This is a genomic window from Mycolicibacterium gilvum, from assembly GCF_900454025.1.
Taxonomy (GTDB): Bacteria; Actinomycetota; Actinomycetes; order Mycobacteriales; family Mycobacteriaceae; genus Mycobacterium; species Mycobacterium gilvum.
On record NZ_UGQM01000001.1, the window covers coordinates 1327815 to 1353659 of the forward strand.

Annotated in this window: 29 protein-coding genes and 1 pseudogene; 20 read left to right on the forward strand and 10 right to left on the reverse strand. The window is 67.8% G+C overall.

Translation table 11 applies throughout. The features are described from left to right. Positions 1-68 precede the first annotated feature (68 nt). On the forward strand, positions 69-443 hold the full coding sequence (locus DYE23_RS06265; protein WP_372516242.1) for an STAS domain-containing protein: 375 nt from the start codon (positions 69-71) through the stop codon (positions 441-443). A 7-nt stretch (positions 444-450) separates the two neighbouring features. Here DYE23_RS06265 and DYE23_RS06270 read toward each other — a convergent pair whose 3' ends face one another. Beyond that, complete coding sequence (locus DYE23_RS06270) at positions 451-816, reverse strand: nuclear transport factor 2 family protein (protein WP_115326770.1); 366 nt, start codon at positions 814-816, stop codon at positions 451-453. A gap of 31 nt (positions 817-847) precedes the next feature. Between DYE23_RS06270 and DYE23_RS06275 the strand changes: the two genes are divergently transcribed. Genes DYE23_RS06275 through DYE23_RS06315 form a run of 9 tightly spaced genes read left to right on the forward strand, consistent with a single transcriptional unit; the run spans position 848 to position 8936 of the window. Continuing rightward, positions 848-2260 carry an NAD(P)H-hydrate dehydratase gene (locus DYE23_RS06275; RefSeq protein ID WP_013472651.1) on the forward strand — a complete coding sequence of 471 codons (1413 nt, stop codon included), beginning with the start codon at positions 848-850 and terminating at the stop codon, positions 2258-2260. A 9-nt stretch (positions 2261-2269) separates the two neighbouring features. Next, positions 2270-3676, forward strand: a complete 1407-nt coding sequence (gene gad, locus DYE23_RS06280; RefSeq protein WP_099962597.1) for a glutamate decarboxylase — start codon at positions 2270-2272, stop codon at positions 3674-3676. Positions 3677-3726: 50 nt separating this feature from the next. Continuing rightward, a complete protein-coding gene (gene alr, locus DYE23_RS06285; RefSeq protein WP_218566980.1) occupies positions 3727-4854 on the forward strand; it encodes an alanine racemase in 1128 nt (375 codons plus the stop codon). Then, entirely contained in the window at positions 4851-5939 is a 1089-nt protein-coding gene (locus tag DYE23_RS06290; RefSeq protein WP_011895763.1) for an alpha/beta fold hydrolase, read from the forward strand. The genes alr and DYE23_RS06290 overlap by 4 nt, the downstream gene beginning before the upstream one ends. After that, on the forward strand, positions 5932-6396 hold the full coding sequence (gene tsaE / locus DYE23_RS06295; protein ID WP_115326772.1) for a tRNA (adenosine(37)-N6)-threonylcarbamoyltransferase complex ATPase subunit type 1 TsaE: 465 nt from the start codon (positions 5932-5934) through the stop codon (positions 6394-6396). The genes DYE23_RS06290 and tsaE overlap by 8 nt, the downstream gene beginning before the upstream one ends. Beyond that, a complete protein-coding gene (gene tsaB, locus DYE23_RS06300; RefSeq protein WP_099962845.1) occupies positions 6393-7025 on the forward strand; it encodes a tRNA (adenosine(37)-N6)-threonylcarbamoyltransferase complex dimerization subunit type 1 TsaB in 633 nt (210 codons plus the stop codon). The genes tsaE and tsaB overlap by 4 nt, the downstream gene beginning before the upstream one ends. Then, entirely contained in the window at positions 7022-7483 is a 462-nt protein-coding gene (rimI, locus tag DYE23_RS06305) for a ribosomal protein S18-alanine N-acetyltransferase (RefSeq protein ID WP_011895760.1), read from the forward strand. The genes tsaB and rimI overlap by 4 nt, the downstream gene beginning before the upstream one ends. Beyond that, a complete protein-coding gene (tsaD, locus tag DYE23_RS06310; protein ID WP_011895759.1) occupies positions 7480-8502 on the forward strand; it encodes a tRNA (adenosine(37)-N6)-threonylcarbamoyltransferase complex transferase subunit TsaD in 1023 nt (340 codons plus the stop codon). Before rimI ends, tsaD begins: the two co-directional genes overlap by 4 nt. Continuing rightward, a complete protein-coding gene (locus tag DYE23_RS06315; RefSeq protein ID WP_115326773.1) occupies positions 8499-8936 on the forward strand; it encodes a nuclear transport factor 2 family protein in 438 nt (145 codons plus the stop codon). Before tsaD ends, DYE23_RS06315 begins: the two co-directional genes overlap by 4 nt. Here the strand turns inward: DYE23_RS06315 and DYE23_RS06320 are convergent. After that, the gene (locus DYE23_RS06320) at positions 8933-10573 is read right to left on the reverse strand and encodes an HNH endonuclease signature motif containing protein (RefSeq protein WP_115326774.1); all 1641 of its coding nucleotides are present in this window, start codon (positions 10571-10573) and stop codon (positions 8933-8935) included. The two genes, DYE23_RS06315 and DYE23_RS06320, sit on opposite strands and share 4 nt — an antisense overlap. Before the next feature lie 156 nt (positions 10574-10729). Between DYE23_RS06320 and DYE23_RS06325 the strand changes: the two genes are divergently transcribed. The 3 genes from DYE23_RS06325 to groL all read left to right on the forward strand — a co-directional run bounded on the left by DYE23_RS06325 (position 10730) and on the right by groL (position 13288). Then, a complete protein-coding gene (locus DYE23_RS06325) occupies positions 10730-11029 on the forward strand; it encodes a hypothetical protein (RefSeq protein ID WP_115326775.1) in 300 nt (99 codons plus the stop codon). Positions 11030-11272: 243 nt separating this feature from the next. Beyond that, on the forward strand, positions 11273-11575 hold the full coding sequence (gene groES, locus DYE23_RS06330; protein WP_003929249.1) for a co-chaperone GroES: 303 nt from the start codon (positions 11273-11275) through the stop codon (positions 11573-11575). An 87-nt stretch (positions 11576-11662) separates the two neighbouring features. Further along, the gene (gene groL, locus DYE23_RS06335; RefSeq protein ID WP_115326776.1) at positions 11663-13288 is read left to right on the forward strand and encodes a chaperonin GroEL; all 1626 of its coding nucleotides are present in this window, start codon (positions 11663-11665) and stop codon (positions 13286-13288) included. A 260-nt stretch (positions 13289-13548) separates the two neighbouring features. On the opposite strand, the pseudogene DYE23_RS06340 reads toward groL, so the two are convergent. Both DYE23_RS06340 and DYE23_RS31925 read right to left on the reverse strand, forming a co-directional pair. Continuing rightward, positions 13549-14539: pseudogene (locus tag DYE23_RS06340) on the reverse strand (IS1380 family transposase); the annotation flags it as partial. A gap of 76 nt (positions 14540-14615) precedes the next feature. Continuing rightward, on the reverse strand, positions 14616-14873 hold the full coding sequence (locus DYE23_RS31925; RefSeq protein WP_353961823.1) for a PASTA domain-containing protein: 258 nt from the start codon (positions 14871-14873) through the stop codon (positions 14616-14618). Positions 14874-15602: 729 nt separating this feature from the next. On the opposite strand from DYE23_RS31925, the gene DYE23_RS30560 reads away from it, so the two are divergent. Next, positions 15603-15800: a hypothetical protein gene (locus tag DYE23_RS30560; RefSeq protein ID WP_147292266.1), complete on the forward strand. Its 198-nt coding sequence runs from the start codon at positions 15603-15605 to the stop codon at positions 15798-15800. A 21-nt stretch (positions 15801-15821) separates the two neighbouring features. Here the strand turns inward: DYE23_RS30560 and DYE23_RS06350 are convergent, their stop codons facing one another. Continuing rightward, positions 15822-16073: a hypothetical protein gene (locus DYE23_RS06350; protein WP_235660338.1), complete on the reverse strand. Its 252-nt coding sequence runs from the start codon at positions 16071-16073 to the stop codon at positions 15822-15824. Between the two features lie 245 nt (positions 16074-16318). Between DYE23_RS06350 and DYE23_RS06355 the strand changes: the two genes are divergently transcribed. Further along, positions 16319-17374, forward strand: coding sequence for a 3-deoxy-7-phosphoheptulonate synthase (locus tag DYE23_RS06355; RefSeq protein ID WP_115326779.1), 1056 nt, complete (start codon positions 16319-16321; stop codon positions 17372-17374). A 41-nt stretch (positions 17375-17415) separates the two neighbouring features. Further along, positions 17416-18366, forward strand: a complete 951-nt coding sequence (locus DYE23_RS06360) for a DUF4349 domain-containing protein (RefSeq protein WP_011895749.1) — start codon at positions 17416-17418, stop codon at positions 18364-18366. On the opposite strand, the gene DYE23_RS06365 is transcribed toward DYE23_RS06360, so the two are convergent. From DYE23_RS06365 to DYE23_RS06380, 4 genes are all read right to left on the reverse strand, one after another. After that, positions 18305-18586, reverse strand: coding sequence for a thiocyanate hydrolase (locus tag DYE23_RS06365; protein WP_085978076.1), 282 nt, complete (start codon positions 18584-18586; stop codon positions 18305-18307). The two genes, DYE23_RS06360 and DYE23_RS06365, sit on opposite strands and share 62 nt — an antisense overlap. Before the next feature lie 65 nt (positions 18587-18651). Next, positions 18652-19350 carry a thiocyanate hydrolase subunit gamma gene (gene scnC, locus DYE23_RS06370; protein WP_115326780.1) on the reverse strand — a complete coding sequence of 233 codons (699 nt, stop codon included), beginning with the start codon at positions 19348-19350 and terminating at the stop codon, positions 18652-18654. A gap of 25 nt (positions 19351-19375) precedes the next feature. Further along, positions 19376-20215, reverse strand: coding sequence for an SH3-like domain-containing protein (locus DYE23_RS06375; RefSeq protein WP_011895746.1), 840 nt, complete (start codon positions 20213-20215; stop codon positions 19376-19378). Between the two features lie 125 nt (positions 20216-20340). Further along, positions 20341-20631, reverse strand: coding sequence for a WhiB family transcriptional regulator (locus DYE23_RS06380; protein ID WP_011895745.1), 291 nt, complete (start codon positions 20629-20631; stop codon positions 20341-20343). A 392-nt stretch (positions 20632-21023) separates the two neighbouring features. On the opposite strand from DYE23_RS06380, the gene DYE23_RS06385 reads away from it, so the two are divergent. The 3 genes from DYE23_RS06385 (at position 21024) to DYE23_RS06395 (ending at position 23712) form a co-directional block, all read left to right on the forward strand. Next, positions 21024-21842 carry a hypothetical protein gene (locus DYE23_RS06385; RefSeq protein ID WP_115326781.1) on the forward strand — a complete coding sequence of 273 codons (819 nt, stop codon included), beginning with the start codon at positions 21024-21026 and terminating at the stop codon, positions 21840-21842. A 144-nt stretch (positions 21843-21986) separates the two neighbouring features. Further along, complete coding sequence (locus DYE23_RS06390) at positions 21987-22571, forward strand: sigma-70 family RNA polymerase sigma factor (RefSeq protein ID WP_011895743.1); 585 nt, start codon at positions 21987-21989, stop codon at positions 22569-22571. Beyond that, positions 22564-23712 carry an anti-sigma-D factor RsdA gene (locus DYE23_RS06395; protein WP_115326782.1) on the forward strand — a complete coding sequence of 383 codons (1149 nt, stop codon included), beginning with the start codon at positions 22564-22566 and terminating at the stop codon, positions 23710-23712. The genes DYE23_RS06390 and DYE23_RS06395 overlap by 8 nt, the downstream gene beginning before the upstream one ends. A gap of 16 nt (positions 23713-23728) precedes the next feature. Here DYE23_RS06395 and DYE23_RS06400 read toward each other — a convergent pair whose 3' ends face one another. Continuing rightward, positions 23729-24133 (reverse strand): DUF5319 domain-containing protein, encoded by a 405-nt coding sequence (locus DYE23_RS06400; protein ID WP_011895741.1) that lies wholly within the window; start codon positions 24131-24133, stop codon positions 23729-23731. A gap of 136 nt (positions 24134-24269) precedes the next feature. Between DYE23_RS06400 and guaB the strand changes: the two genes are divergently transcribed. Next, positions 24270-25823: an IMP dehydrogenase gene (gene guaB / locus DYE23_RS06405; RefSeq protein ID WP_115326783.1), complete on the forward strand. Its 1554-nt coding sequence runs from the start codon at positions 24270-24272 to the stop codon at positions 25821-25823. Positions 25824-25845 lie beyond the last annotated feature (22 nt).

The window sequence follows — 25845 nt, forward strand, 5'->3', positions numbered from 1 at the left end:
ACAGAGCGAGCCCGCCGCCTCGCAGGTAATGCGCGTTGCTGCCGTAACAGAGCCGGGGGACGGCGATGATGATGATCTCGACTGACCAGACGCGTAGTGGCAAGTTCACGGTGACGCCGCGCCGCGACGGTGACCTGCTGGTCCTACACGTGACCGGTGATTTGGACGTCTTGACGGCGCCCACGCTGAGCACCCACCTCGACATCGCCCTCGCCGATGCCCCGCCGGTGGTGATCGTCGACATCTCCGACGTGTCGTTCCTGTCGTCCGCCGGCATCGGCCTGCTCGTCGAGACCCACCGTCTGACCGAGCGCGGCGGCATCTCGCTGCGGGTCGTCGCCGACGGCGCAGCCACCAGTCGCCCGTTGCGCATGATGCGCATCGACGAGGTGATCGACCTCTACGCGACGACCGACGAGGCCAAAGCCGGACGCCCGGCCTGACGGTTCGTCAGCTCTTCTGCGACTGCTGATACAGCGCCAGCGCCCACCCGTCCGCGGTGCGGTGGTACACCGAGGACATGGCGCCGACGAATGGCTCGTCCTGCCCGTCACGCCAGCCCGTGCCGGTGTACACGAGCGCGGCGGTGTTGTCGTCGATCTCGATCACCCTGACGTCGTCGATCTCGTACCGGGCCCACGGTGGTGATTGGCCCAATGCAGAGACCACGGTCGGCCGGTCCATGACCATGCCGTTGGCGAGGACCATGACGGCGTCGTCGGTCATCAGATCGCCGTAGAACGTGTCGCCGGTGCCGTCGCACAAGGACTTCCAGCCGGCGTGTTCGAGTTCGAGGAGTTCGTCGCGCAGCGCCATAGGTGAGGAGTACCCACGTACCGTGAGTCGAATGCGGTACTTCTACAGCGCCGATGCCATTCGCGACGCCGAGGCGCCCCTGCTGGCGTCGCTGCCCGACGGTGTGCTGATGCGCCGGGCCGCGTACGGCCTGGCCACCGCGATCGCGGCGGAACTCGGCACCGTGTCGGGAAAGTCGGTGTGCGCGGTCGTCGGCTCCGGCGACAACGGCGGCGACGCGCTGTGGGCGGCGACGTTTCTGCGCCGGCGGGGTGCTGGCGCGTGTGCAGTGCTGCTCGACCCTGAACGGGCCCATGAGAAAGGTCTCGCCGCGTTCCGCCGTGCGGGCGGACGTATCGTCGAAACCGTTCCGCCCACAACAGATCTGGTGATCGACGGGGTGGTCGGCATCTCGGGCAGCGGTCCACTTCGGCCCCACGCCGCCGAGATTTTCGCCGCCGTCGACGTCGCCGGCATCCCGGTGGTCGCGGTCGACCTGCCCAGCGGTGTCGACCCGTACACCGGTGCCGCGGACGGCGCACACGTGACGCCGGCGCTGACCGTCACGTTCGGCGGATTCAAACCCGTCCACGCGTTCGGTGACTGCGGCCGCCTCGAACTGGTCGACATCGGTCTGGACCTGGCGCCCAGCGACGTCGGCGCCCTCGACGCCGGGGACGTCGCGGCGTGCTGGCCGGTGCCGGGCCCGGACGACGACAAGTACACCCAGGGTGTCACCGGCGTGATGGCCGGCTCGGCGACCTATCCCGGCGCGGCCATCCTGTGCACCGGCGCCGCCGTCGCCGCGACTTCCGGAATGGTGCGCTACGCGGGAACCGCTGCGGGAGAGGTCGTTTCGCATTGGCCCGAGGTCATCGCCACATCGACCCCGGCGAGCGCCGGACGTGTGCAGGCCTGGGTCGTCGGACCGGGCCTCGGCACCGACGAAGTGGCCGCCGCGGCGCTGGTGCACGCGCTGGAGACCGATCTGCCGGTGATCGTCGACGCGGATGGCCTGACGATCCTGGCGGCGCACCCCGAGATCGTGCAGGGACGGACGGCGCCCACGGTCCTGACCCCGCACGCCGGGGAGTTCGCACGCCTTGCCGGCTCCTCGCCCGGGGCGGAGCGGGTCGCCGACACCCGTCGGCTGGCCGACCGGTTCGGCGCCACGGTGCTGTTGAAGGGGAACGTGACGGTCGTCGCCGAACCCGACGGGCAGGTCTATCTCAATGCCGCGGGGAACTCGTGGGCGGCCACGGCCGGCTCCGGTGACGTGCTGTCGGGCGTGATCGGCGCGCTGCTGGCGGCAGGGCTGCCGACGGGACAGGCGGCCGCGGCTGCGGCCTACGTCCACTCCCGTGCCGCCGATCTGTCGGCCCGCGACCCGGGCCCCGCCGCGGCGCCGACATCGGCGTCGCGCATCCTGGCGCATCTGCGAACGGCGTTGGCTTCGATCCTCTAGAAAGGACGCATGCCCAATGTTTCGCGTCACTCGTCGCTGGCCCCGGCCTACACCGGCCGAATGTCCATGTCGCCCGTCCCGGCGCTGCGCCTGCCCGACGAGTCGATGGAACCCGAGCAGGCATACCGATTCATCCATGACGAGTTGATGCTCGACGGCAGCTCGCGGCTGAACCTCGCGACGTTCGTGACGACGTGGATGGACCCCGAGGCCGGGCAGCTGATGTCGGAGACGTTCGACAAGAACATGATCGACAAGGACGAGTATCCGGTCACCGCCGCGATCGAGCAGAGATGCGTGTGCATGGTGGCCGACCTGTTCCACGCCGAGAACCTGCGCGACGACGATCCGTCCACGGCGATCGGGGTGTCGACCGTCGGCTCCAGCGAGGCCGTGATGCTCGCGGGCCTGGCGATGAAGTGGCGTTGGCGCGACAAGTTCGCCGGCAAGGACGGCGACGGCTGGAAGGGACGCACGCCGAACCTGGTGATGGGGTCGAACGTGCAGGTGGTGTGGGAGAAGTTCTGCCGCTACTTCGATGTCGAGGCGCGCTACCTGCCGATGGAGAAGGGCCGGTACGTCATCACCCCGGAGCAGGTGCTCGACGCCGTCGACGAGGACACCATCGGCGTCGTCGCGATCCTGGGAACGACGTTCACCGGCGAACTGGAACCGGTGGCCGAGATCTGCGCGGCGCTCGACGATCTCGCCGCCGGCGGCGGGTGTGACGTCCCGGTGCACGTCGACGCGGCCAGCGGCGGGTTCGTGGTGCCGTTCCTGAACCCTCTGCTCGTGTGGGACTTCCGGCTGCCGAGGGTGGTGTCGATCAACGTCAGTGGCCACAAGTACGGCCTGACCTATCCCGGCATCGGGTTCGTGGTCTGGCGCAATGCCGAGCATCTGCCCGAGGACCTGGTGTTCCGGGTGAACTACCTGGGCGGCGACATGCCGACCTTCACGCTGAACTTCTCCCGGCCCGGCAACCAGGTCGTCGGCCAGTACTACAACTTCCTGCGTCTGGGGCGCGATGGCTACACCCAGGTGATGCATGCGCTGGCGGACACCGCGCAGTGGCTGGCCCGTGAGCTGGAGGGGATGACCGGTTCCGATCACAAGCCGGTGTTCGAGGTGATCACCGACGGGTCGGCCATCCCGGTCGTGGCGTTCCGGCTGACCGAGGGTGCGAAGTTCACCGTGTTCGACATCTCGGCGCTGCTTCGCGGCTACGGGTGGCAGGTGCCGGCCTACACGATGCCCGAGGACGCCACCGACATCGCGGTGCTGCGGATCGTGGTGCGTGAGGGGTTCTCGGCGAACCTGGCCCGCGCGCTACGCGACGACCTGCGCGAGGTGCTGGGCAAACTCGACAAGGTGGGCATCGGTGGCTTCTCCGACGAGGAGCATTTCGCCCACTGAACCGGCGCCTGGGACAATCGGGGGCGGTGACCACAACCGAGAACAGGCTCATGAACACACCCAGCGCGGTGATCGACCTCGACGCCATCGCCCACAACGTGGGTGTTCTGCGCGATCGTGCCGGTTGCGCTGCGGTGATGGCCGTCGTGAAGGCGGACGGATACGGGCACGGCGCCACCGCGGTGGCCCGGGCCGCGCTGGCCGCGGGGGCCACGAACCTGGGGGTCGCGACCCTCGACGAGGCGCTGTCGCTGCGCCGCGACGGCGTCACCGCGCCGGTCCTGAGTTGGCTGCACCCGCCCGGCACCGACTTCACACCGGCGGTCCAGGCAGACATCGAGGTCGCGCTGTCCTCGCGCCGACAACTCGACGATCTGCTACGGGCGGTGGCACGGACCGGACGCACCGCGACGGTGACGGTGAAGGCCGACACCGGCCTGAGCCGCAACGGGGTCAGCCCCGCCGATCATCCGGGTCTCGTGTCCGCGTTGGCCCGTGCGCAGACCGACGGTGCAGTCACGGTGCACGGCCTGATGTCCCACCTGGCGCACGGGGACGTCCCGGACCATCCGTTCAACGACGAGCAGGCACGCCGCCTCACCGAGATGGCGTCGGAGGCCCGGTCCGCGGGCGTCGCCTACGACGTGGTGCACCTGTGCAATTCGCCGGCCGCGCTGACCCGTCCGGATCTGGCGTTCGACATGGTGCGGCCCGGTATCGCGGTGTACGGGCAGACACCGATCCCCGAGCGCGGCGACATGGGGCTGCGCCCGGCGATGACGGTGAAATGTCCGGTGGCCCTGGTGCGTTCGGTTCGTGCCGGGGACGGCGTGTCCTACGGGCACACCTGGCTCGCGCCGCGCGACACCACCCTGGCGCTGATCCCGGCCGGGTACGCCGACGGTGTGTTCCGCGCGTTGAGCAACCGCTTCGAGGTGACGATCAACGGCCGGCGTTACCCGAACGTGGGCCGGGTGTGCATGGACCAGTTCGTCGTCGATCTGGGACCCGGTCCCGTCGACGTCGCCGAGGGTGACGACGCGATCCTCTTCGGGCCGGGCGCCGACGGTGAGCCGACCGCGCAGGACTGGGCGGACCTGCTGGGCACCATCAACTACGAGGTGGTGACGAGCCCGCGCGGCCGGATCGTGCGCGGCTACGTCGGAGGTGCGCAGTGAGCCGGGGTGCGGGCTGGCTGGCGGGGGCAGCGGGCGTCGCGGCGGTCGGGTCGGCCGCCGGTGTCTCCATGGCCAGGTCGCTGCGGCGCAGGGTCACCGACGAGGACCCGCACCGCGACGAGGACTTCGAGCTCCTCGACGCCGACCGCAGCTGCGTGGTGACCACCTCCGACGGGGTGCCGCTGGCGGTGCGCGAAGTCGGTCCCGAAGATGCGCCGCTGACAGTGGTTTTCGCCCACGGCTTCTGTCTGCGCATGGGCTCCTTCCACTTTCAGCGCGTCCGTCTGACCGAGCACTGGGGCGCTCAGGTGCGGATGGTGTTCTTCGATCAGCGCGGCCACGGGCAGTCCGGGGACGCCCCGCCGGAGACGTACACGGTGGAACAGCTCGGCCGGGACCTGGAGGCGGTCCTGGCCGTGATGGCGCCGAAGGGGCCCGTCGTGCTGGTCGGCCACTCGATGGGCGGCATGGCGGTGCTATCCCATGCCCGCCAGTATCCGCAGCGCTACCCGACGCGGGTGGTGGGTGCAGCCCTGATTTCCTCTGCGGCAGAGGGTGTTGCGCGATCACCCGTGGGTGAGATCCTGAAGAATCCGGCGCTGGAGGCGGTCCGCTTCACGGCGCGGTATGCGCCGAAGCTGGTGCATCGCGGGCGGGGTGCCGCGCGCTCGGTCATCGGGCCGATCCTGCGCGCAGCGTCCTACGGAGACGAGAAGATCAGCCCCAGCGTCGTCGCGTTCTCGGAGAGGATGATGCACGACACCCCGATCGCCACGCTGGTGGAGTTCCTGCACGCCCTCGAGGTGCACGACGAGACCGCCGGCCTGGAAACCCTGCGCAGGGTCCCGACGCTGGTGGCCTGCGGGGATCGCGACCTGCTCACCCCGAAGGAGTATTCACAGGAGATGGCCGATGTGTTGGCGAAGTCCGAGCTCGTGATCGTGCCCGGCGCAGGGCATCTCGTGCAGTTGGAGTGCCCCGAGGTGATCAACGACGCGCTCGTGCGGCTGGTGGAGCGGGCCACGCCGTCGAAGCTGACGGCGTTGACACGGCGGGTCACGCAGCGGGTGCGCTCCGATGACTGACCGCGCGGGCAGTGCCGAGCTGCTGACGGCCGAGGACACCGTCGCGTTGGGTGCGACGCTGGGCCGCGAGCTGCGGGCCGGCGACGTGGTCGTGTTGTCGGGTCCGCTGGGTGCCGGTAAGACTGTGCTGGCCAAGGGGATCGCCGAGGCGATGGAAGTCGAGGGCCCGGTCGTCTCGCCGACGTTCGTGCTGGCCCGTGTGCACCGTGCCCGTCGCGAGGGCGCGCCGGCGATGGTGCACGTCGACCTGTACCGGCTCCTGGATCAAAGCTCGGTCGACCTGCTCGCGGAATTGGATTCACTGGATCTGGACACCGATCTCGATGACGCCGTCGTCGTCGTCGAATGGGGTGAGGGAGTGGCGGAACGGTTGTCGGACAGCCATCTCGACATCCGGCTGGAGCGTTCGTCGGACACCGACGCACGCACCGCGATCTGGACATGGAGTCGGCCGTGAGCCGGCTGGTATTGGCGGTCGACACCGCAACGCCCGCCGTCACCGCCGGCATCGTGCGTGTCGACGGGGATGCGATCGAGGTGCTCGCCGAGCAGGTCACCGTCGACGCCCGGGCGCACGCCGAGCAACTGACCCCGAACATCGTTGCCGCACTGGGTGATGCAGGTACCGATGCGAGCCGGCTGGACGCGGTGGTCGTCGGTTGCGGGCCCGGCCCGTTCACGGGGCTGCGGGTCGGGATGGCCACCGCGGCGGCGTTCGGGCACGCGCTCGGTGTTCCCGTGCACGGCGTCTGCAGTCTCGACGCCATCGCGGCGGGAACCACCGGTGATGTGCTGGTGGTGACCGATGCGCGTCGTCGGGAGGTGTACTGGGCGCGCTACCGCGACGGACGCCGCGTCGACGGGCCGGCCGTGAATTCCGCCGTCGACGTTCCGGCTGGCGCCGCAGCGGTGGCGGGTTCGCCGGAGCACACGGCGCTGTTCGAGCTTCCGCGGCTCGCTCCGGTCTATCCCAGTGCCGCGGGACTCGTTGCCGCGGTGCGGGACTGGGATGCCGATCCCGCGCCGCTGGTGCCGTTGTACCTGCGCCGGCCCGACGCGAAGCCGTCGCAGGCGGTGAAGCGGTGAGTGCCGAGTACGGCCCGCTGCAGACCACGGACGCGCTGCGGTGCGCCGAATTGGAGGCACAGCTGTTCGACGGCGACGACCCCTGGCCGGAGCGGGCCTTCCTGGCAGAGCTGGCGGCCAAACACAATCACTACGTCGGTGCGCGGGTCGACGACAAGCTGGTCGGCTATGCCGGGATCGCGCGGCTGGGCCGCTTCAAGCCGTTCGAGTACGAGATCCACACCATCGGTGTCGATCCCGCGTATCAGGGGCAGGGGATCGGCAGGCAGATGTTGCACCGGCTGTTCGACTTCGCCGACGGAGCACCGATCTTCCTCGAGGTGCGCACCGACAATGCGGCGGCGATCGCGCTGTACGAAAGTGAGGGCTTCGTGAAGATGGGTGTGCGCAAGCGCTATTACCGGGTCAGCGGCGCTGACGCGTACACCATGAAACGTGAGAAGCGGGAGCGTCAATGATCATCCTGGCCATCGAGAGTTCCTGCGACGAGACAGGTGTCGGTATCGCCGAGCTCGGCGACGACGGATCGGTGACGTTGCTGGCCGACGAGGTCGCCTCCAGCGTCGACGAGCACGCCCGGTTCGGTGGAGTCGTGCCCGAGATCGCGTCCCGCGCACACCTGGAGGCGCTGGGGCCCACGATGCGCAGGGCGCTGGCGACCGCCGGCGTCGACAAGCCCGACGTCGTCGCCGCGACGATCGGGCCGGGGCTGGCGGGTGCGTTGCTGGTCGGCGTCGCCGCCGCCAAGGCGTATGCGGCGGCGTGGCAGGTGCCGTTCTATGCGGTCAACCACCTCGGCGGGCATCTGGCCGCCGACGTCTTCGATCACGGTCCGCTGCCGGAGAGCATCGGTCTGCTGGTGTCCGGAGGTCATACCCATCTGCTGCATGTGCGGTCGCTGGGTGAACCGATCATCGAGCTCGGCTCGACTGTCGACGACGCCGCCGGTGAGGCGTACGACAAGATCGCTCGTCTGCTCGGCCTGGGGTATCCGGGCGGTCGGGTGCTCGATGAGCTTGCGCGCGAAGGTGATCCGAAGGCGATCACGTTCCCCCGTGGAATGACGGGCCCGCGTGACGAACCGTATGCGTTCAGCTTCTCGGGGCTCAAGACGGCTGTCGCGCGGTACGTCGAGAGCCACCCCGAGGCATCGCAGGCGGATGTGGCCGCGGGGTTCCAGGAGGCGGTGGCGGATGTGCTGACCGCGAAGGCGGTGCGCGCGGCCGGAGATCTCGGGGTGTCGACGTTGTTGATCGCCGGGGGAGTGGCGGCCAATTCGCGGTTGAGGGAACTGGCGGCGCAGCGATGTGAGGCGGCCGGGATGACGCTGAGAATTCCGCGGCCGCGACTGTGCACAGACAACGGCGCCATGATCGCGTCGTTCGCCGCACATCTGATCGCCGCGGGTGCGGCACCGTCGCCGCTGGACGCGGCCAGTGATCCGGGTCTGCCCGTGGTGCAGGGACAGGTCGCGTGAGTACCGCCGACAAGCTCGCGGTCACCGAACTGCTCTACAGGTACGCGGAATTGATCGACGCCGGGGACTTCGACGGTGTGGGGTCGCTGTTGGGCCGCGGCGATTTCATGGGCGTCGCAGGCGCCGAGGCGATTTCGACGTTGTTCGCCGCGACGACCCGCCGGTTCCCCGACCACGGCAACACACCTCGCACCCGACATCTGGTGCTGAACCCGATCGTCGACGTCGATGGGGAGGTCGCCTCGGCGCGGTCGACCTTCTGCGTGGTGCAACGCACGGACACCGTTGCGCTGCAGCCGATCGTGGTGGGTCGCTACCGCGACACGTTCGCGCGGGACACCGACGGCTGGCATTTCACCTCGCGCACCGTCGACGTGGAGATGATCGGTGATGTATCCGACCATCTGATGATGGACCCCAGCCGTCTGGGTTAAAAGGGCGGTGGGTCGTTGCCGTAGTCGGGCTCGTGTCCGGCCGGCCGGAACGTGTATTCGTCATGAGAGTTTTCGGCCCGATAGGTCTGCCTGCTGGCGACAGGTCGGACCTGTGATGCGCGCAGAGCGGCGTTGCGCATGCGTTCGGCCTTGATCCGCGCGGCACGATTCTGTGCGCGGGAGCGCCGCCGGGTCGGCAACTTGAGGTGCCGTCCGACTGACGGTTGCGTCGCCTGCGCGGGCGGTGGCGGAGATTCCGCGGCGGTGTCCCACCCGGGAAATATGAGTCCGCTCAACGGCTTTGTGCTGTAGGCATGTCCTGTGGGGGTGGTGACGACCACTGTCCCGTCAGGGTGTTGGGCGTCGGAGAATCCGGGCCAAAACGTCTTGATCAAATGATGCAGACGGCAGTAGCACTTGCAGTTCGCGGAGTGGGTGACGCCGCACGGCCACGCGGTGGTGTGGTCGATGTCGGCGTGAGCGGCGGGGCGGTCGCAGCCGGGGAAGCGGCACGTGATGTCGCGGGAACGGATGAATCGCTGGAGCGCAGTCGATGGCCGGTAGTGGTCTTCGGCGCCGGTGGGGTCGCCGACGAACCGGATGGTGGCACCCTGCGCGATCAACTCGGCGAGCATCGCGGGCGGCAGGATCGCATTCCTGGCGGCGGGAATCAGGGCCGCCTTGCGCCGAGGTTCGGTGGTGGTTTCGGTGTGCTCGGTGGTCTTGGTGTGCTTGGCGGGACCGCGGCCCTCGGCGGTCTCGCCGTCCTTGACATCGTCGCCGTGGAGGAGGGGGTCCTGCGGCGCGTCGAGGGATTCGCGGTCGGCGATGACATTGATGACGAAGGTGGAGCCACGTCCGTCGTCCACCTTCGCTGTGCAGTCAGGGTTGTCGCAGGCGCAGGCGAGAAACATGGAGCCGGCGTGGATGGCGCCGATCGCAGCGGAGCGGCGCTGGTCGAGTGTCCGCGGGTCGTCTTCGCAGACATTGCGAGCCATCGAGGCGATCCGTTGCTCCATGATCGCGGCGTCCGCGTTGGAGACGCGGCCGTGGACCGTGGTGGTGCCGTCGGCGTTGTCAGAGCCCGAGCCGACGGTGAAGTAGCAGCCCCGGCTGCTGCTGCGGGTCCGCTTGACCGCGTCAGGGTCGAAGCGGTCGACCCACACGTCGAGCGCCTTCTCCAGCGAGTACTTGGTCAAGGATCCCCACGCCACGGCGCGCTCGGACAGCTTGGAGTCGAGTTGCGCCAGCGCTCGTTCATCAGTGACGAGTTCGGTGCGGGCCAGGATCGACGTGACCGTCGAAATCGGGATGTCGCCGGCCAGGAACTTCGCCCCCACTTTGGGGAATCGGTGTCGCATGGCTGTGGCCAGCTCGATCTGCGACAACGCCCTGCCGTGGTTGATGGTCAAGGCACACGACAGTTGCGCGGCGAGGGCGTCGCAGTCATCGCAGACCCAGAAAGCATGGGTGGCAGCCGCATCTGTGCACAGACGCTGATGAAGTTCGGCGATCGCGGCGACCTTGCGAGCTTCGGCGGCGGCGCTGGCGCGCGCCCAGCCGGTCACCGCGTCGATGAGCTCGCCGTCAGACAGCCTGGCGAGGCGGCCGGGGTCCGGAAGCGATCCATCGAACATGTGTTCGATTATAAGGGGCTGCACCGACAGGTCGGTGCACCAGTTTCTGCCATCGACCGATCAATTCCTGCCATTGGAATTATCCGGTTGACCTGCGGGTTCAAGCGATCAGAGCACCACGAACAACCACCACCACAGAAGAAGAAGTTGAGAACCATGAAGAACCTCACGATCGCCACCACCGCAGCCGCCGCCCTGTCCGCCGCGTTCCTCGGACTGGCCGCCCCGGCCCTGGCCGCCCCCACCGGAGGCGACGCCCAGGCCACCATCAGCTCCCTGGAAGCCCAGGGCAACCGGGTCATCGTCCACAAGCTCGCCGACGTCGACCTCGACGACGCCAGCGTCGTCGGCATCAACCGCGGCCCCGCCATCCGCGGCACCGTCCAGGACAACGCCAACGACCGCACCTACCAGAACACCGTCACCGGCCACGTCTACTACGTCAACGTCCGCTGAGTACTCCCAAAAAGGGGCGCCCCTGACCAGGGGCGCCCCTTTTTCGTTTGATGGACAGGCCGCGGTGTCTTTCGCCCACGACGAAACAGTGCGCCCCCACCCTTGAGTGCTAGCACTCTCGTGTATAGAGTGCTAGGCGGCAGGTCGGTTCACCCCTGTGTCGGCACCCGCGACGACGGCGCAAGGGTAGGCACCGGCCAACCGCGTACATACACCTAACAACAGAAGTGAAGGGGCTCCATCGTGGCGAGCGTGAACATCAAGCCACTCGAGGACAAGATCCTCGTTCAGGCCAACGAGGCCGAGACCACGACCGCTTCCGGTCTGGTCATCCCCGACACCGCCAAGGAGAAGCCGCAGGAAGGCACCGTCGTCGCAGTAGGCCCCGGCCGCTGGGATGAGGATGGCGAGAAGCGGATTCCTCTGGACGTGTCGGAGGGCGACGTGGTCATCTACAGCAAGTACGGCGGCACCGAGATCAAGTACAACGGCGAGGAGTACCTGATCCTGTCGGCTCGCGACGTGCTGGCTGTCGTCTCCAAGTAAGAACCGTGACTCCGCCCCGGACGTACCCGTTGATACGGGTGACGTCCGGGGCGGTGCGCATTCCACCCGTTCTAGGGAAAGACATTCATGAGTAAGCAGATCGAATTCAACGAAACCGCGCGCCGCGCCATGGAGGCCGGCGTGGACAAGCTCGCCGACGCGGTCAAGGTGACGCTGGGTCCCCGTGGCCGCCATGTGGTGCTCGCCAAGTCCTGGGGCGGGCCCACCGTCACCAACGACGGCGTGACCATCGCCCGAGAGATCGACCTCGAGGACCCCTTCGAGAACCTCGGCGCCCAGCTGGTGAAGTCGGTGGCCACCAAGACCAACGACGTCGCCGGTGACGGCACCACCACCGCCACGGTGCTGGCCCAGGCACTCGTCAAGGCCGGCCTGCGCAACGTCGCCGCGGGCGCCAACCCCATCGCGCTCGGCGCCGGCATCGCCAAGGCCGCGGACGCCGTCTCCGAGGCGCTGCTGGCCTCGGCCACGCCGGTCAAGGACGCGAAGTCCATCGGTCAGGTCGCGACCGTGTCGTCGCGTGACGAACTCGTCGGCGAGCTCGTCGGCGAAGCCATGACGAAGGTCGGCACCGACGGCGTCGTGACGGTCGAGGAATCCTCGACGCTGAACACCGAACTCGAGGTCACCGAGGGCGTCGGCTTCGACAAGGGCTTCATCTCGGCCTACTTCGTCACCGACTTCGACTCGCAGGAAGCAGTCCTCGAGGATGCCCTCGTGCTGCTGCACCGCGAGAAGATCAGCTCGCTTCCCGACCTGCTGCCGCTGCTGGAGAAGGTCGCCGAGGCCGGCAAGCCGCTGCTGATCGTCGCCGAAGATGTTGAGGGCGAAGCGCTTTCGACCCTCGTGGTCAATGCGATCCGCAAGACGCTGAAGGCCGTCGCGGTCAAGGCGCCGTTCTTCGGCGATCGCCGCAAGGCATTCCTCGACGATCTGGCGGTCGTCACCGGCGGCCAGGTGGTCAACCCCGACGTCGGCCTGGTCCTGCGCGAGGTCGGCCTCGAGGTGCTCGGCACGGCGCGTCGCGTCGTCGTCGACAAGGACAGCACCGTGATCGTCGACGGCGGCGGCACCCAGGACGCGATCGAGGGCCGCAAGGGTCAGCTGCGTGCCGAGATCGAGGTCTCCGACTCCGATTGGGACCGCGAGAAGCTCGAAGAGCGGCTGGCGAAGCTCGCCGGTGGCGTCGCGGTGATCAAGGTCGGCGCGGCCACCGAGACGGATCTGAAGAAGCGCAAGGAAGCCGTCGAGGATGCCGTGGCTGCGGCCAAGGCCGCGGTCGAGGAGGGCATCGTCATCGGTGGCGGTGCGGCCCTGGTGCATGCCGGCAGCGCGCTCGACTCCCTGCGGTCCGAGCTCAAGGGCGACGAGCTGCTCGGTGTCGAGGTGTTCGCCTCCGCACTGTCCTCGCCGCTGTACTGGATCGCCACCAACGCCGGACTCGACGGTGCCGTCGTGGTCAACAAGGTCTCCGAACTCCCCGCGGGACAGGGCTTCAACGCCGCCACGCTGGAGTACGGCGACCTGATCGCCGACGGTGTCATCGACCCCGTGAAGGTGACGCGCTCCGCAGTGGTCAACGCGGCGTCGGTGGCCCGCATGGTGCTCACCACCGAGACCGCAGTTGTCGAGAAGCCTGCCGAGGCGGAGGACGACGGCCACGGCCACGGTCACGGCCATCACCACCACTAGGAACTGAAGTCGAGACGCCCCCGGTCCACACACGGACCGGGGGCGTTCTCTTGAAAATTGCGCGGCCGGAATATAGACAGGTCGCTTAGCCTCGATTTTTCATCGAAGGTGATGGTGGTGGAGCTGGGCGGCCGGGCCGGGGCTGAGTTGAGTTTTGTGGCTGGTGGGCGTGCTGGGGTAGTCCCGTGTCGCCGGGTGGGGCGCGCTTTCCCGGTGCCAGTGGGTCTTTCGTGGTCGGTCGGTCAGATTGAGTCGTTTGGTCATCCGAAGGCGGTGCGTAGGTGTTGCCAGGCGGTCGCGATCTGGGCGGCCCATCGCCAGGTGGCATCGATACGGAGGCGAACCTGGCGGGCTCCGCGAGTGATACGGGCAGCGACGTGCAGGATCCGGTAGCGGAAAGTGGCGATCTCGGCGCGGGCCAGTGCGGGGTGGTTGCGGAAGCCGATCAGCTGGGCCCAGGTGACCAGATCGGCGGCAGCCAGCACGATTTGCAGCCAGGCTGCGTTGGCCCAAAACGACTGGCAGGGGGGGGTTGCGTAACCCGGTGGCTTTCAGTTCGCGGATGCGGTCTTCGACGCGGGCGTGCTGGCGGTGGCGCAGCTCCAATCCGGCGATCTGAACAGCAATGACGCCGGGTTCGGTGTCGGTGATGAATCCGGTGACCCGCATGCCGTCGGTGTCGGTGAATCGCAGTTGCGCACCCGGGTGGGGCCTCTCTTTGCGCAGGATCAGCCGAGTACCAGCGGGCCACTTGCTCAGGTTGATCAGGCCGGTGGCCTCGGCGACCCAGGCGCCGTCGCGGATGCCGCCTGCGGTGTCGATCGCCGGATACCAGCAGGCCCCGAGGTTGAGGGTGTCCACCGCGTCCTGAACACGGGCATCGACGGGGTAGCCGAAGGAGAACCCCACCCCCGCATCACGGCAAGCGTCGGCGAATCGGTGGGTGGCTCCACGGTGTCACAGCGCACCAGCACCTGCGGTCGGTCGCGATGATCGCCACTACTGGGGTCGGGTCGCCACCCCGCGGGCAGTGCGGCCAGCGCCTGGGGCCAGGACGATGATGTGATCGCTGGCGGTGTTGGAGCCGGCGTTACCGGTGCGCAGCAGCCCCGGCCAGCGCCTCCCCACCGGCGATCTCGGGACGATCCAGAAACGCCAGCAACGGATGGTGACCACAGGTTTCTTCCAGGTCGGGGTGGCGCCGGTCTTGTTGTCAGAGTGATCGATGACCAGGGTGGCATCGATGTCGTTCCAATTATTCCTTGCAGGACAGGCACTTTCGCGTATCTACACCCCGAAAATCACAACACTTCGCGAAAAATCCGGGCTAAGCCCCGAAACGGAGTGTTATTACAGTTTCACTGTCTATCCGGGTGCCAGCGGGGGGGTCTTGCATGATTATTCGATTCGAATTCTCGGGTCCAGCAGCAGAGCTAGGTAATTTCTCCAACGTTCCAGACCACCCCTCATTTACTAGCTCAGGATAGGCATCCGTCCAGTACTGGCCCACTAACGATGGCATGACAAATCCCGGTTCTTCAGCGGGCGGCTCAGATGAAGAGCACGCAACCGCATTGACGCACATAATTGCGAAAGCAAGGCCTAGTAATGGTTTGCGCTCCCCCAGCACTTTCCTGTATTTGACCACCACTCGACCCTCCCAGATTTCACGAGTACGGCGTCAGAGTACAGCTTGTACAGGATCAAGCGTGATAGTCCGGAGGGGAGTTCCGTTGGGGAAGCCACTCGAGGGACTTGGAAGTAAGCCACTGCCCGACAGCCAAACCTTCAGTGTCGAAGTCACGGTGTAGGTGGTATTGCCAGTCCAGTTGGCGTCGGTGCGAAACTTCTGACTACCGAATAGCTGCGTGTACGGACTGCCGCCCAAATAACCTCTGGTGTAGCTCCCGCTCCACGATCTCGTTCCATTGGAAATCGTGACGAGCCACTCTAGGAACGGTGGCCCGTCGCATCTAACGCGGAGAGTTGCTTGGACCGCGTTGCGGTCATTATTGTCCTTCGTCTTAATCGGTGGATCAGGCTCGAAGTGATCGCAGTATGTTGGTTCCGCCATAATGGTTGGATAAGCGTTTGCGATCGAAGTTGTTGCAGTTGCAAAGAGATTTGCGATAATTGCCGCACAGCCCGCGATAGTACAGACATACGGATTTTCATAAAAGCCCCCCAGTCCTTTATTGACATGAATATTACCCACGACTGGGGCTTTGGAGTGGTGCGACACACCCGCGATGCATTTCTTGCTGAGAACATTGCCTAGCTAGCGTGGTTGTAAGTGCAAATACACGCTTCGTATTTGGGGTCCGCTGTCCCCGGCGCCCCTGGCATCGACATCGCCCAGAAGCCCCATCATGACGATTGGGAGGTCCTCGATGGCGACGGGCCCTGGCGGGGGCACGGCCGGTGGGGCGGCGGCGGTTGGTATCCCGACGTCAATGCCTGCATCAGCGCGACCGGGCCCTACGGGTACGTCACCGGATTTGTCTGGATCTGACTGGTACCGCCACGTGGGTGCCTACCCTGGTTTGCCCGCGGGATCGATTGGCGTGTAGGAGAATTCGCCATCGATCTCGTTGCGCCACGCGAGCCCCATGACGACCAGGTCGTCGGCCGCCGCGAGATGCTCTTCGGGAAGCTCGGCGCGGTGCGCGAGCACCTCCGCGGCAGCCAGATGACGTTGATCGGTGCGGGAGTCCTCGGCGACCGCTGAGAGCCACCGCTGCCGAGCCGTGTCTTCGTTGTCCGTGTCCTCGGGTGCGTCGGTCATCTCCCCATTGTGCGCTCTCGCCGACCGCGGTTTGCTCCGTCGAGGCTCCCGGTATAGCCTGTCCGGCGTGACCATCGGTGTGCGCGCCTATTGGCGCTTTATCGAGGCTCCGGGCGGAGCCGATAAAGCGCAGCGTTAAGCGTCGCATCCACCCGGAGCCCAGGCAGTGACCATCAGGTCGCTGCCTTTCGTCATTCAGGGCGCCGGACAACCACGAGCGGTGCCCGTACCAGAAAGGCATCACCGTGACCCTGGCGCAGACCGCCACCTCGCAGGAGACCTCCGACCGCAGGATCCGGCGCTTCAGTGAGATCCCCAGCCCGCACGACGTCCTCACGGAGTTCCCGCTGGGATCCCGTCGCGCCGAGCGGGTCGCGCGGGACCGCGAGGAGATCGCCGACATCCTCGCCGGCCGGGACGACCGCCTGCTCGTCGTCGTGGGGCCGTGCTCCGTCCACGACCCCGCCGCGGCGCTCGACTACGCGAGCCGGCTGGTGAAGGTCGCCGACGACCTCGGCGACCGGCTCAAGGTCGTGATGCGCGTGTACTTCGAGAAGCCGCGCACCACGACCGGGTGGAAAGGGCTGATCAACGACCCGGGGATGGACGGCAGCTTCGACGTGGCGCGCGGGCTGCGCACCGCCCGGCAACTGCTGCTCGACATCATCGACATCGGCCTGCCGGTCGGATGCGAGTTCCTGGAGCCCACCAGCCCGCAGTACATCGCCGACGCGGTCGCGTGGGGTGCGATCGGCGCCCGCACCACCGAATCCCAGGTGCACCGGCAGCTGGCGTCGGGCCTGTCGATGCCGGTCGGCTTCAAGAACGGCACGGACGGCAACATCCAGGTGGCCGTCGACGGCGTGAAAGCCGCTGCGGCACCGCATGTCTTCTTCGGCATGACCGACATGGGCCGCGGCGCGCTGGTGAGCACCACAGGCAACCAGGACTGCCACGTGATCCTGCGTGGAGGCACCGACGGACCGAACTGCGATGCGGCGTCGGTGACGGTCACCGCGGAGAAACTGGTCACAGCGGGCCTGCCCGGACGGGTCGTGATCGATTGCAGCCATGCCAATTCCGGCAAGGACCACATCCGCCAGGTGCAGGTCGCCAAGGACGTCGCACAGTTGGTTCGCGACGGACTTCCGATCAGCGGCGTCATGCTGGAAAGCTTCCTGGTGGCCGGAGCGCAGGCGCCGGAAGCTCAGCCGCTGACCTACGGCCAGTCCGTGACGGACAAGTGCATGGATTGGGGTGCAACCGATCTAGTGCTGCGGGAGCTCGCAAACCACGGCTGATTCTCAGCTTTCGCGGCGCCGACCGGCAGTAGATTTCCAGCATGAACAAGATCGCGCGCCCGCTGGCGCTGGCGGTCTCCGGCCTCGCCGCGCTGGGGATCGTGACGGCCTGCGCCGGGTCGTCGGGCCCGGCGCGGGAGGGCCCGGCCACCCAGACCGCGCCCGGCGGCAGCGCGGCGATGGATGCGGCCGGCCCGGCGCCGGAGTTCGGACCTCCGCAGGCCCCACCGACGGTGGAGAAACGCGACGTGGTCAGGACCGCGGCGATGACGGTGATGGTCGCGGACCCGTCGAAGGCCGCCGACGAGGCCGCGGTGATCGCCGAACGTGCCCAGGGGCGGGTCGACAGCCGCACCGAGGATGCGGGCTCGGGCAGCGGTCGTGCGTCCACGACGGTGACGCTGCGCGTCCCTGTTGCCGAACTCGACGCAACCGTGCGCGAACTCAAGACGCTCGGCACCGTGGAGACCGCATCCACCACCGCCGAGGACGTCACCGCGCAGCGCGTCGACCTGGACGCCCGGATCGAGGCGTTGCAGGTCTCGGTGGACCGGTTGCTCGCCATCATGAGAGATGCCCGCGACCCCGAGGCGCTGATCGCCGCCGAGGAGGCGCTGTCGCAGCGTCAGGCGGATCTCGACAGTCTGCGGGCACAACGCGACGCGCTCGGTGATCGCATCTCCTACAGCACCGTCGACGTCGCCTTCTTCGCCGAGCAGGTCGGCGGGCCGGCGCCGAAGAAGTACGAAGGCTTCTTCGGCCAGGTGCAGCGCGGGTGGGATGGACTGGTCGCCGTCGTCAGTGGCGCGGTTCTGCTGTTCGGTTTCCTGCTGCCGTGGCTGGGCGTGCTGGCGGTGGTCGGTGTCGTCATCTACGGGCTCATCCGATGGAGCCGGGCGCGCACCGCGCCGCCACCACCGGCCCCGGACCTCACGCCTCCAGACGAGCCCGCACCGCCGCCATCCGCCGAGCCAGCGTCTCCTCGTCGATGACGCCGCGCGCCAGCAGCGAATGGGCCAGCGCCACGAGCTGGTTCTCCGGGTAGGGCAGATCCGCGTACAGCGTGGCCGCCAACGCGTCCTCCTCGTCGCGGCGTTCCTTGAACGTCGGGACGGCAGCGGTACACGACGCGTGATCGAGCGCGTCGCAGAATCCGTCGAGGCTGGTCTTCCACGGCGGCACCGGGTTCTCGACGCCGTACTTGGCCGCCATCCGGGGCCACACCTGGTTGCGCTCGACGATGTGGTCGAGGGCGGCGACGCGATCGGGCGAGGACGTCACGGATGCACCGCCGGCCGGGTGTCGACGATGACGTTCGTCGTGACGCCGGGCTTGGGTAGAGCGACGCCGATCAGGCAGTCCCGGGTGATGATCTCGGCCAGCTGTTCCTCGCTCCAGCCGTCGGTACCGGCGGGCCGCATCGGCATCACCATGTACCGGTGCTTCTGGTTGGAGTCCTGTACCCGCACGTCGACGCCCTCGGGCAGGGACAGGCCGAACTCCGAGAGGACCTGGCGGGGCCAGCGGACCATCCGGCGGCGGTAGTTCGGGGTGCGGTACCACTCGGGCGAGTTGCCCAGAATCGGCCGCGGATAGCACGAGCACAGCGCGCACACGATCACGTTGTGCAGCGTGGGGGTGTCGGCGAGGATCTCGAAAGCGGTGAAGTCGCTGGGTGTCCCGAAGCCCGTCGGCTCCATCCAGTCGACACCGACCTCCTTGCTGGCCGTCATCGGCTCGGTGCGCGCGAGTTCTGCGAAGTCGGGGTCCAGCCACGCCCTGGCGACCAGTGTCGCGGCCGGCGTCGGGCCGATCTGCTCGGCGTATTCGGTGAAGCGGCGGTGCTCCTCGGCGGTGAAGATGCCCTTCTCGATGCACAGTTCACGCAGCGCGATCTCCAGGACCTCGAAGTCGGTGATCTCGTCGACCATGGGCTTGACCGTCCGGTCGTGGTCGTGTTCATGATCGTGGGACATGTGACCTCCTGTCGCGCGATGCGTGTCAGTGCGCGGCTTCGAGCCAGCGCTGCGGGATCTCGGTCCGCAGGATGTCGGTCGACGGACCGGTGTAGCCGTGCCACAGGTCGGCCATCATGAACTTCACGATGTAGAACCATTCCGGGGTGGCGTCGGGGCGGTCCCACGTTTCGTCCTCGGCGGCCGGGCTTTCATACGCGACGGTGTCGATCTCACCGACCGCGCCGCGGACGTACTCCGGGGTGCGTGTGTAGAACAGCACGGGCAGCTCGCGGACGACCACGGCGTCTCCGACCGCGAACCGCGGTTCGCCGGCCCGTCCGGCATACACCTGCGGATCACCCTTGCCGACAGCGTGAAGGTGGTGGGCGTTGCGCCGGACATCGGCTCCATCGCCCACTGATTTCGGTTGCGCCTCAAGCTTTCTGCCGGCCAGACCGTCGGGGTAGCGGGCAGCCACCTCGGCCATCCGTTCGGACAGTTCGGTGAGGCCGATGTGGTGTTTCTCCACCAGGACACGCGCGACGGACAACAACCACCGCCCGTAGTAGGGCAGGCCCAGGTATTCGGCGCGTCCGACATCGACGTTTCCGATGCGCCGTCGTTCCTCCGACAGCCAGATCCCGCGCCAGGCGAGCACTTCGCAGATGACGTAGGTCATCTCTTCCCATTGCTCGTACTGCTTGTTCTCGTACTTCATCGGGGCGTCGGGCTCGCCGCCGACATCGTGAACGGGCTTGAGGTAAGCCGTGATTCGCGCGTGGTCGAGCAGGTCCGGGGTCGGAGCGTCGGGAAGCTCCGGAAACGCGGACTTCAATCGCGCGACCAGATCGAGTTGGGCTGCGCGTTCCGCCGCCGTGCTCATCCCACAGATTGTGTCACCCGCTGTCCGAGGACGGCGGGATTCGCCGGTATCCGTATCGAATTGGTGGGGAATGCAAAGAACCCACCCCGATCGGCGACCTCCGGGGTGGGTTCTTCGAAGCAGTGTCAGGCGGTGCGGCGGATACCGCGCTTGAGCAGAAGCTCACGCTCGGATTCGCTGAGTCCGCCCCAGATGCCGTACGGCTCGCCGACGGCGAGTGCGTGGGAACGGCACTGCGCGATCACCGGGCAACGACGGCACATCTCTTTGGCGCGCATCTCACGCTGGGCGCGGGCGCGGCCGCGTTCGCCATCGGGATGGAAGAACATGGCCGAGTCGACACCGCGGCAAACGCCCTGCATCTGCCAATCCCAGATGTCGGCGTTCGGACCCGGAAGCTGTTGCGGCTGTGGCATTGGAGAAACCTTTCCGTCAGACCCGGTGCGCATCACTGTGGAGCGTGAGTCGTGGAACAAATCCGAGCACAGTCGCCGATGACCACTCGTGCACACAACGTAGAAGGGCTTCCGATTTACCGTCAATAGCCCCGCGGTGTGCCGAACCACATATTGGCCGGTCGAGAATTTACATCACGTTCATCAAAGTGTCGTTTGCGCAACGGAACTGGTGATAGGTGCCGTGCGGGGCGACGACGGTGACCCGCTGTTTCGGGCGTGAACTCACAGAAATCGTTGACAAGGACCACTCTTTGTCCGCATGCCAGTTGATGTGGCGGTAACACGTGATGCGCCAACTGTTAACTAACGTGATATTCAAAACACGGCGGGATTGATACCGTCGCGGTCCGATGGACACCACACCCGCGGTTTCGGCAAACGATCTGAGCAATGCCGCGTTCGGCGGCAACCCCGGGTTGTGGCCCCTTCCGCCGGCCTCCGGCGCGCACGACCTGTGGGTGCGGGCCGTCGCCGCGGGCGGTCAGGGCCGCTACGCGAGTGGGTTCGCCGATCTGGATCGGTTGGAGCGGTTGCCGCGGTCGGCAACCACGTCGTCCTTGGCGCTGAGTACCCGGGCGTCGTTCCTGCGTCAGCTCGGCTGGCACACCGTCGCGCGGGGGTGGGACGGGCGGGCAGCGGCCGTCGCCGCGGGATCGGCGGAGCCCGGTGCAGCGGACGCGGGCGCGGATGCCCTGATCGGCCTGGCCGCCGACGCTCTCGGCGTCGGGAGGTTCGCCGCGTCGGCTCGGGCGCTGGAGGGCGCGGCGGAGTTGATCGGGGCCGCGGCGACGTCCCGGCCCGCCGTCCGCATGGGATGGGTGTCGGCGGAGCTGGCGATGTTCCGCGGCGACGGAACCACCGCCGTCGGTCACGCGCGGCGCGCGGTGGACCTGGCGGCGGGCTTCGGCTCGGTCCGGCACCGGGTCAAGTCGCATGTCGTTCTGGCCGCCGCGTTGTGCAGCAGCGGCGACCTCGACGCGGCGCGGCAGGAAGGAGACCTGGCGCTGGCCGACGCGACCCGATTCGGTCTGGTGCCGCTGCAGTGGGCGGTTGCCTGTCTGCTCGCCGACATCGGGTCGCAGGCGTACCCGGCGGCCCGGATTCGGGCGGTTCGGGACGCCTCCGCCGAAGCCGTGACCAGATGGGGCGGCGTGTGGCGTCCGAGGTAACCGGGTTGTGCCCCTCTCTGTCGTTATTGTTTAGCTGAGCCGGCGCCGCCTGGTACCGGCCCGATATCGACCAGATATCGCCTGACACGGCCACCTCCCGTCCGGGACGTGACCCCCGACGTAACGCTGGAGACCCTGTTCACGATGACAATTTCGGGAGAACGTCTCGATGCTGTCGTCGCTGAAGCGGTGGCAGGCGATCGGGGCGCACTCCGGGAGGTGCTGGAGACCATCCGCCCCCTCGTCGTCCGGTACTGCCGGGCGAGGGTGGGGACCGCGGAACGCAGTGGTCTTTCAGCTGATGACGTAGCTCAGGAGGTGTGCTTGGCCGCCATAACGGCGCTGCCACGTTACAGGGATCAGGGACGACCGTTTCTGGCCTTTGTGTACGGCATTGCAGCGCATAAGGTTGCTGACGCGCACCGGGCAGCTGGTCGCAACCGGGCCGATCCGATGGATGTGGTCCCGGAGCGACTCTCCGGTGAAGCCGGCCCCGAGCAGATGGCGATCGATTCCGAATCGTCGGCCCGGATGGCGACGCTGCTGAAGGTGTTGCCCGAGAAGCAGCGCGAGATCCTGATCCTGCGCGTCGTCGTCGGCATGAGCGCCGAAGAGACCGCGGAGGCGGTCGGCAGCACCGCCGGTGCCGTGCGCGTCGCCCAGCATCGGGCGCTGTCGCGGCTGAAGGCCGAGATCACTTCGACGGGGCAGGGGCGCGACTATGCCTGACTTCGGACGTCGCGACCCAGGCGGCGGCGATCCATCCCTGACCGACATCAACCGCACCGACCAGTTCCTCGATGCGTTGGCTGCTCAGCAGCAGCCCTTCGTGACCGACCGCGACGACGTCGAGCTGGCCCAGTTGCTGGCCGGCTGGCGCGATGACATCCGCGAGACCCCGATGGGCCACGTGGTGACACCGTTGCAGGCAGAAGCGGCGCTGAACCGTGTCACGCGGCCTGCCGCACCGCGGCGCCGGTTCTCGCTGGCGGTCGTGGGTTCGGCCGCGGCGGCGGTCCTGGCGATCGGCGGCTTCGGCGCCGTGGTCGCCGGATCGGGTCCCGGTGACGCTCTGTACGGCCTGCGCACGATGCTGTTCGGCGAGCAGGTGCAGATGCGCGACGACGCGGTGATCCTGGCCGCACAGACCGAGATGCAGCAGGTGCAGCAGCTGATCGAGCAGGGCGACTGGCAGCAGGCGCAGGCCAAGCTCGAAGCCGTCACCACGACGGTCGCGACCGTCGACGACGTGGCGCAGAAAGAAGAACTGATCGCGCAGTGGCAGGAGCTGACCGTCAAGGTCGAGGCTCAGGATCCGGTGGCGACGGTGCCTCCGGGCGCGCCGCTGCCCACGTTCCCGGAGCTGCCCGCCGCGGTGCTCGACCAGGCCACGACGTCGTCGGAGACGACGGCGGGCACGACCTCGGACACCACCGCGCCGTCCTCGGAGACCACCGCGCCCTCGTCGGAGACGACCGGACCTTCGTCGGAGACGACGACCGCACCGTCGGAGACGACCGGACCTGCGCCGACGACGACTGCTCCGACGTCTGCGCCGACCACCACGGCTCCGGCACCGTCGACCACACCCACCACGTCGGTGGGCCAGACACGGTCGTCCGCCGCGCCGTCGACGCCGCCGTCTTCGGCGCCGACGTCCACGACGGTGGTGCTGCAGTCGACGACCACGTCTGCGGCCGCGCCGACGACCTCAGCGGCACCGACCACGGCTGCGCCGACGACTCCGAGTGCTGTCGAGACGACGCCGACCGCTGTGCCGACGACGCCGGCGGTGGAAGAGGAGACTCCGCCGTCACCGGTGGCGCCTGTGACGACCACCACGCCGGTGCTGCCGCTGCCGGGGGAGTAGAGCCGCAGTTCAGCTATCAGCGATAGCCGTCGGACTCCGAGGCGGCTTCGTTGAGTGAGGCATCGGCGTAGCCCCGGCAGTAGTCCCAGGTGACGTACGCGTCGGGCTCGGGATCGTAGGCCGGCTCGTGCGGGCGGACCGTGCCGTCGACCAGCAGCTGCAGCAGGTTGGCGCGCAGCATGTCCCAATCGTGGTAGTGGTCCTGCTGGCATTCGTCACAGCAGACGACCAGACCGCGAATTCCCTTGTGCGCCAACAGCGCTTCGTAGACAGCCAGGTCGGCCAGGTCGGCCTCCACGGCGGTGCGCTCCTGTGGATCCAGCGGCTGGCCAGGCTCGAGCGCATCGAGCGCCGCCGACGGATCGCTCGGATCGTCAGCGAACGGGTCGGGCGGCAATCCTGGTGGCAGGTGGTCTCGCACGCCCCCAGACTACGCAGCCTCCCAGGCATCGCGCCAGCGCTCACCCGGCATGCCGCGGCGAACTCAAACGGCGAGATCCGAGCCGGTCGGCATGCCGATAGGATGGACTTTTCCAGGTGTACGGGAGGCTTCATACATGTCGATCGCCGAAAGCAGCATCCCCATCGCCGTGCCGGTGCCCACCGGCGGTGATGATCCCACCAAGATCGCGATGCTCGGGCTGACCTTCGACGACGTTCTGCTCCTGCCCGCCGCATCCGACGTGATCCCCGCGACGGCCGACACATCGAGTCAGCTCACCCGCCGGATCCGCCTGAAGGTGCCGCTCGTCAGCTCCGCGATGGACACTGTCACCGAATCCCGCATGGCCATCGCGATGGCCCGCGCCGGCGGCATGGGCGTGCTGCACCGCAACCTTCCCGTCGCCGAGCAGGCCGGTCAGGTCGAGACCGTCAAGCGCTCGGAGGCCGGCATGGTCACCGATCCGGTCACGTGCTCCCCGGAGAACACCCTCGCCGAGGTCGACGCGATGTGTGCACGCTTCCGGATCTCGGGCCTGCCGGTCGTCGACGACAAGGGCTCTCTTGTCGGGATCATCACCAACCGCGACATGCGCTTCGAGGTCGACCAGTCCAAGCCGGTCACCGAGGTGATGACCAAGGCGCCACTGATCACCGCGCAGGAAGGCGTGTCCGCGGAGGCGGCCCTGGGTCTGTTGCGCCGCAACAAGATCGAGAAGCTGCCGATCGTCGACGGCCACGGCAAGCTGACCGGGCTGATCACCGTCAAGGACTTCGTCAAGACCGAACAGTTCCCGCTGTCCACCAAGGACAGCGACGGTCGGCTGCTCGTCGGTGCCGCGGTCGGCGTCGGAGAGGACGCCTGGACCCGAGCCATGACGCTGGCCGACGCCGGCGCCGACGTGCTGATCGTCGACACCGCCCACGCGCACAACCGCGGCGTGCTCGACATGGTGCACCGCCTCAAGCGGGCGGTCGGTGAGCGCGTCGACGTCGTCGGCGGCAACGTCGCGACCCGGGCCGCGGCCGCCGCGCTCGTCGACGCCGGCGCCGACGCGGTCAAGGTGGGCGTCGGTCCCGGCTCGATCTGCACGACGCGCGTGGTCGCCGGCGTGGGCGCCCCGCAGATCACGGCGATCCTGGAGGCCGTGGCCGCCTGCGCACCGCACGGGGTGCCGGTGATCGCCGACGGCGGGCTGCAGTACTCCGGCGACATCGCCAAGGCGCTGGCCGCCGGCGCCTCCACCGCGATGCTCGGCTCGCTGCTGGCGGGCACCGCCGAATCCCCGGGCGACCTGATCTTCGTCAACGGCAAGCAGTTCAAGAGCTACCGCGGCATGGGCTCGCTCGGCGCGATGCAGGGTCGCGGCGCGACCGGAAACCTACGGGGCTCCTACTCCAAGGACCGCTACTTCCAGGACGACGTGCTGTCGGAGGACAAGCTGGTGCCCGAGGGCATCGAGGGCCGGGTGCCGTTCCGCGGCCCGCTGTCGACCGTGATTCACCAACTCACCGGCGGTCTGCGTGCGGCGATGGGCTACACCGGCTCGGCGAGCATCGAGGCGCTCCAGCAGGCGCAGTTCGTCCAGATCACCGCGGCGGGGCTCAAGGAGAGCCATCCGCACGACATCACGATGACGGTCGAGGCCCCGAACTACACGACCCGCTAGGGTCTACGGGGCCAAACAGGGG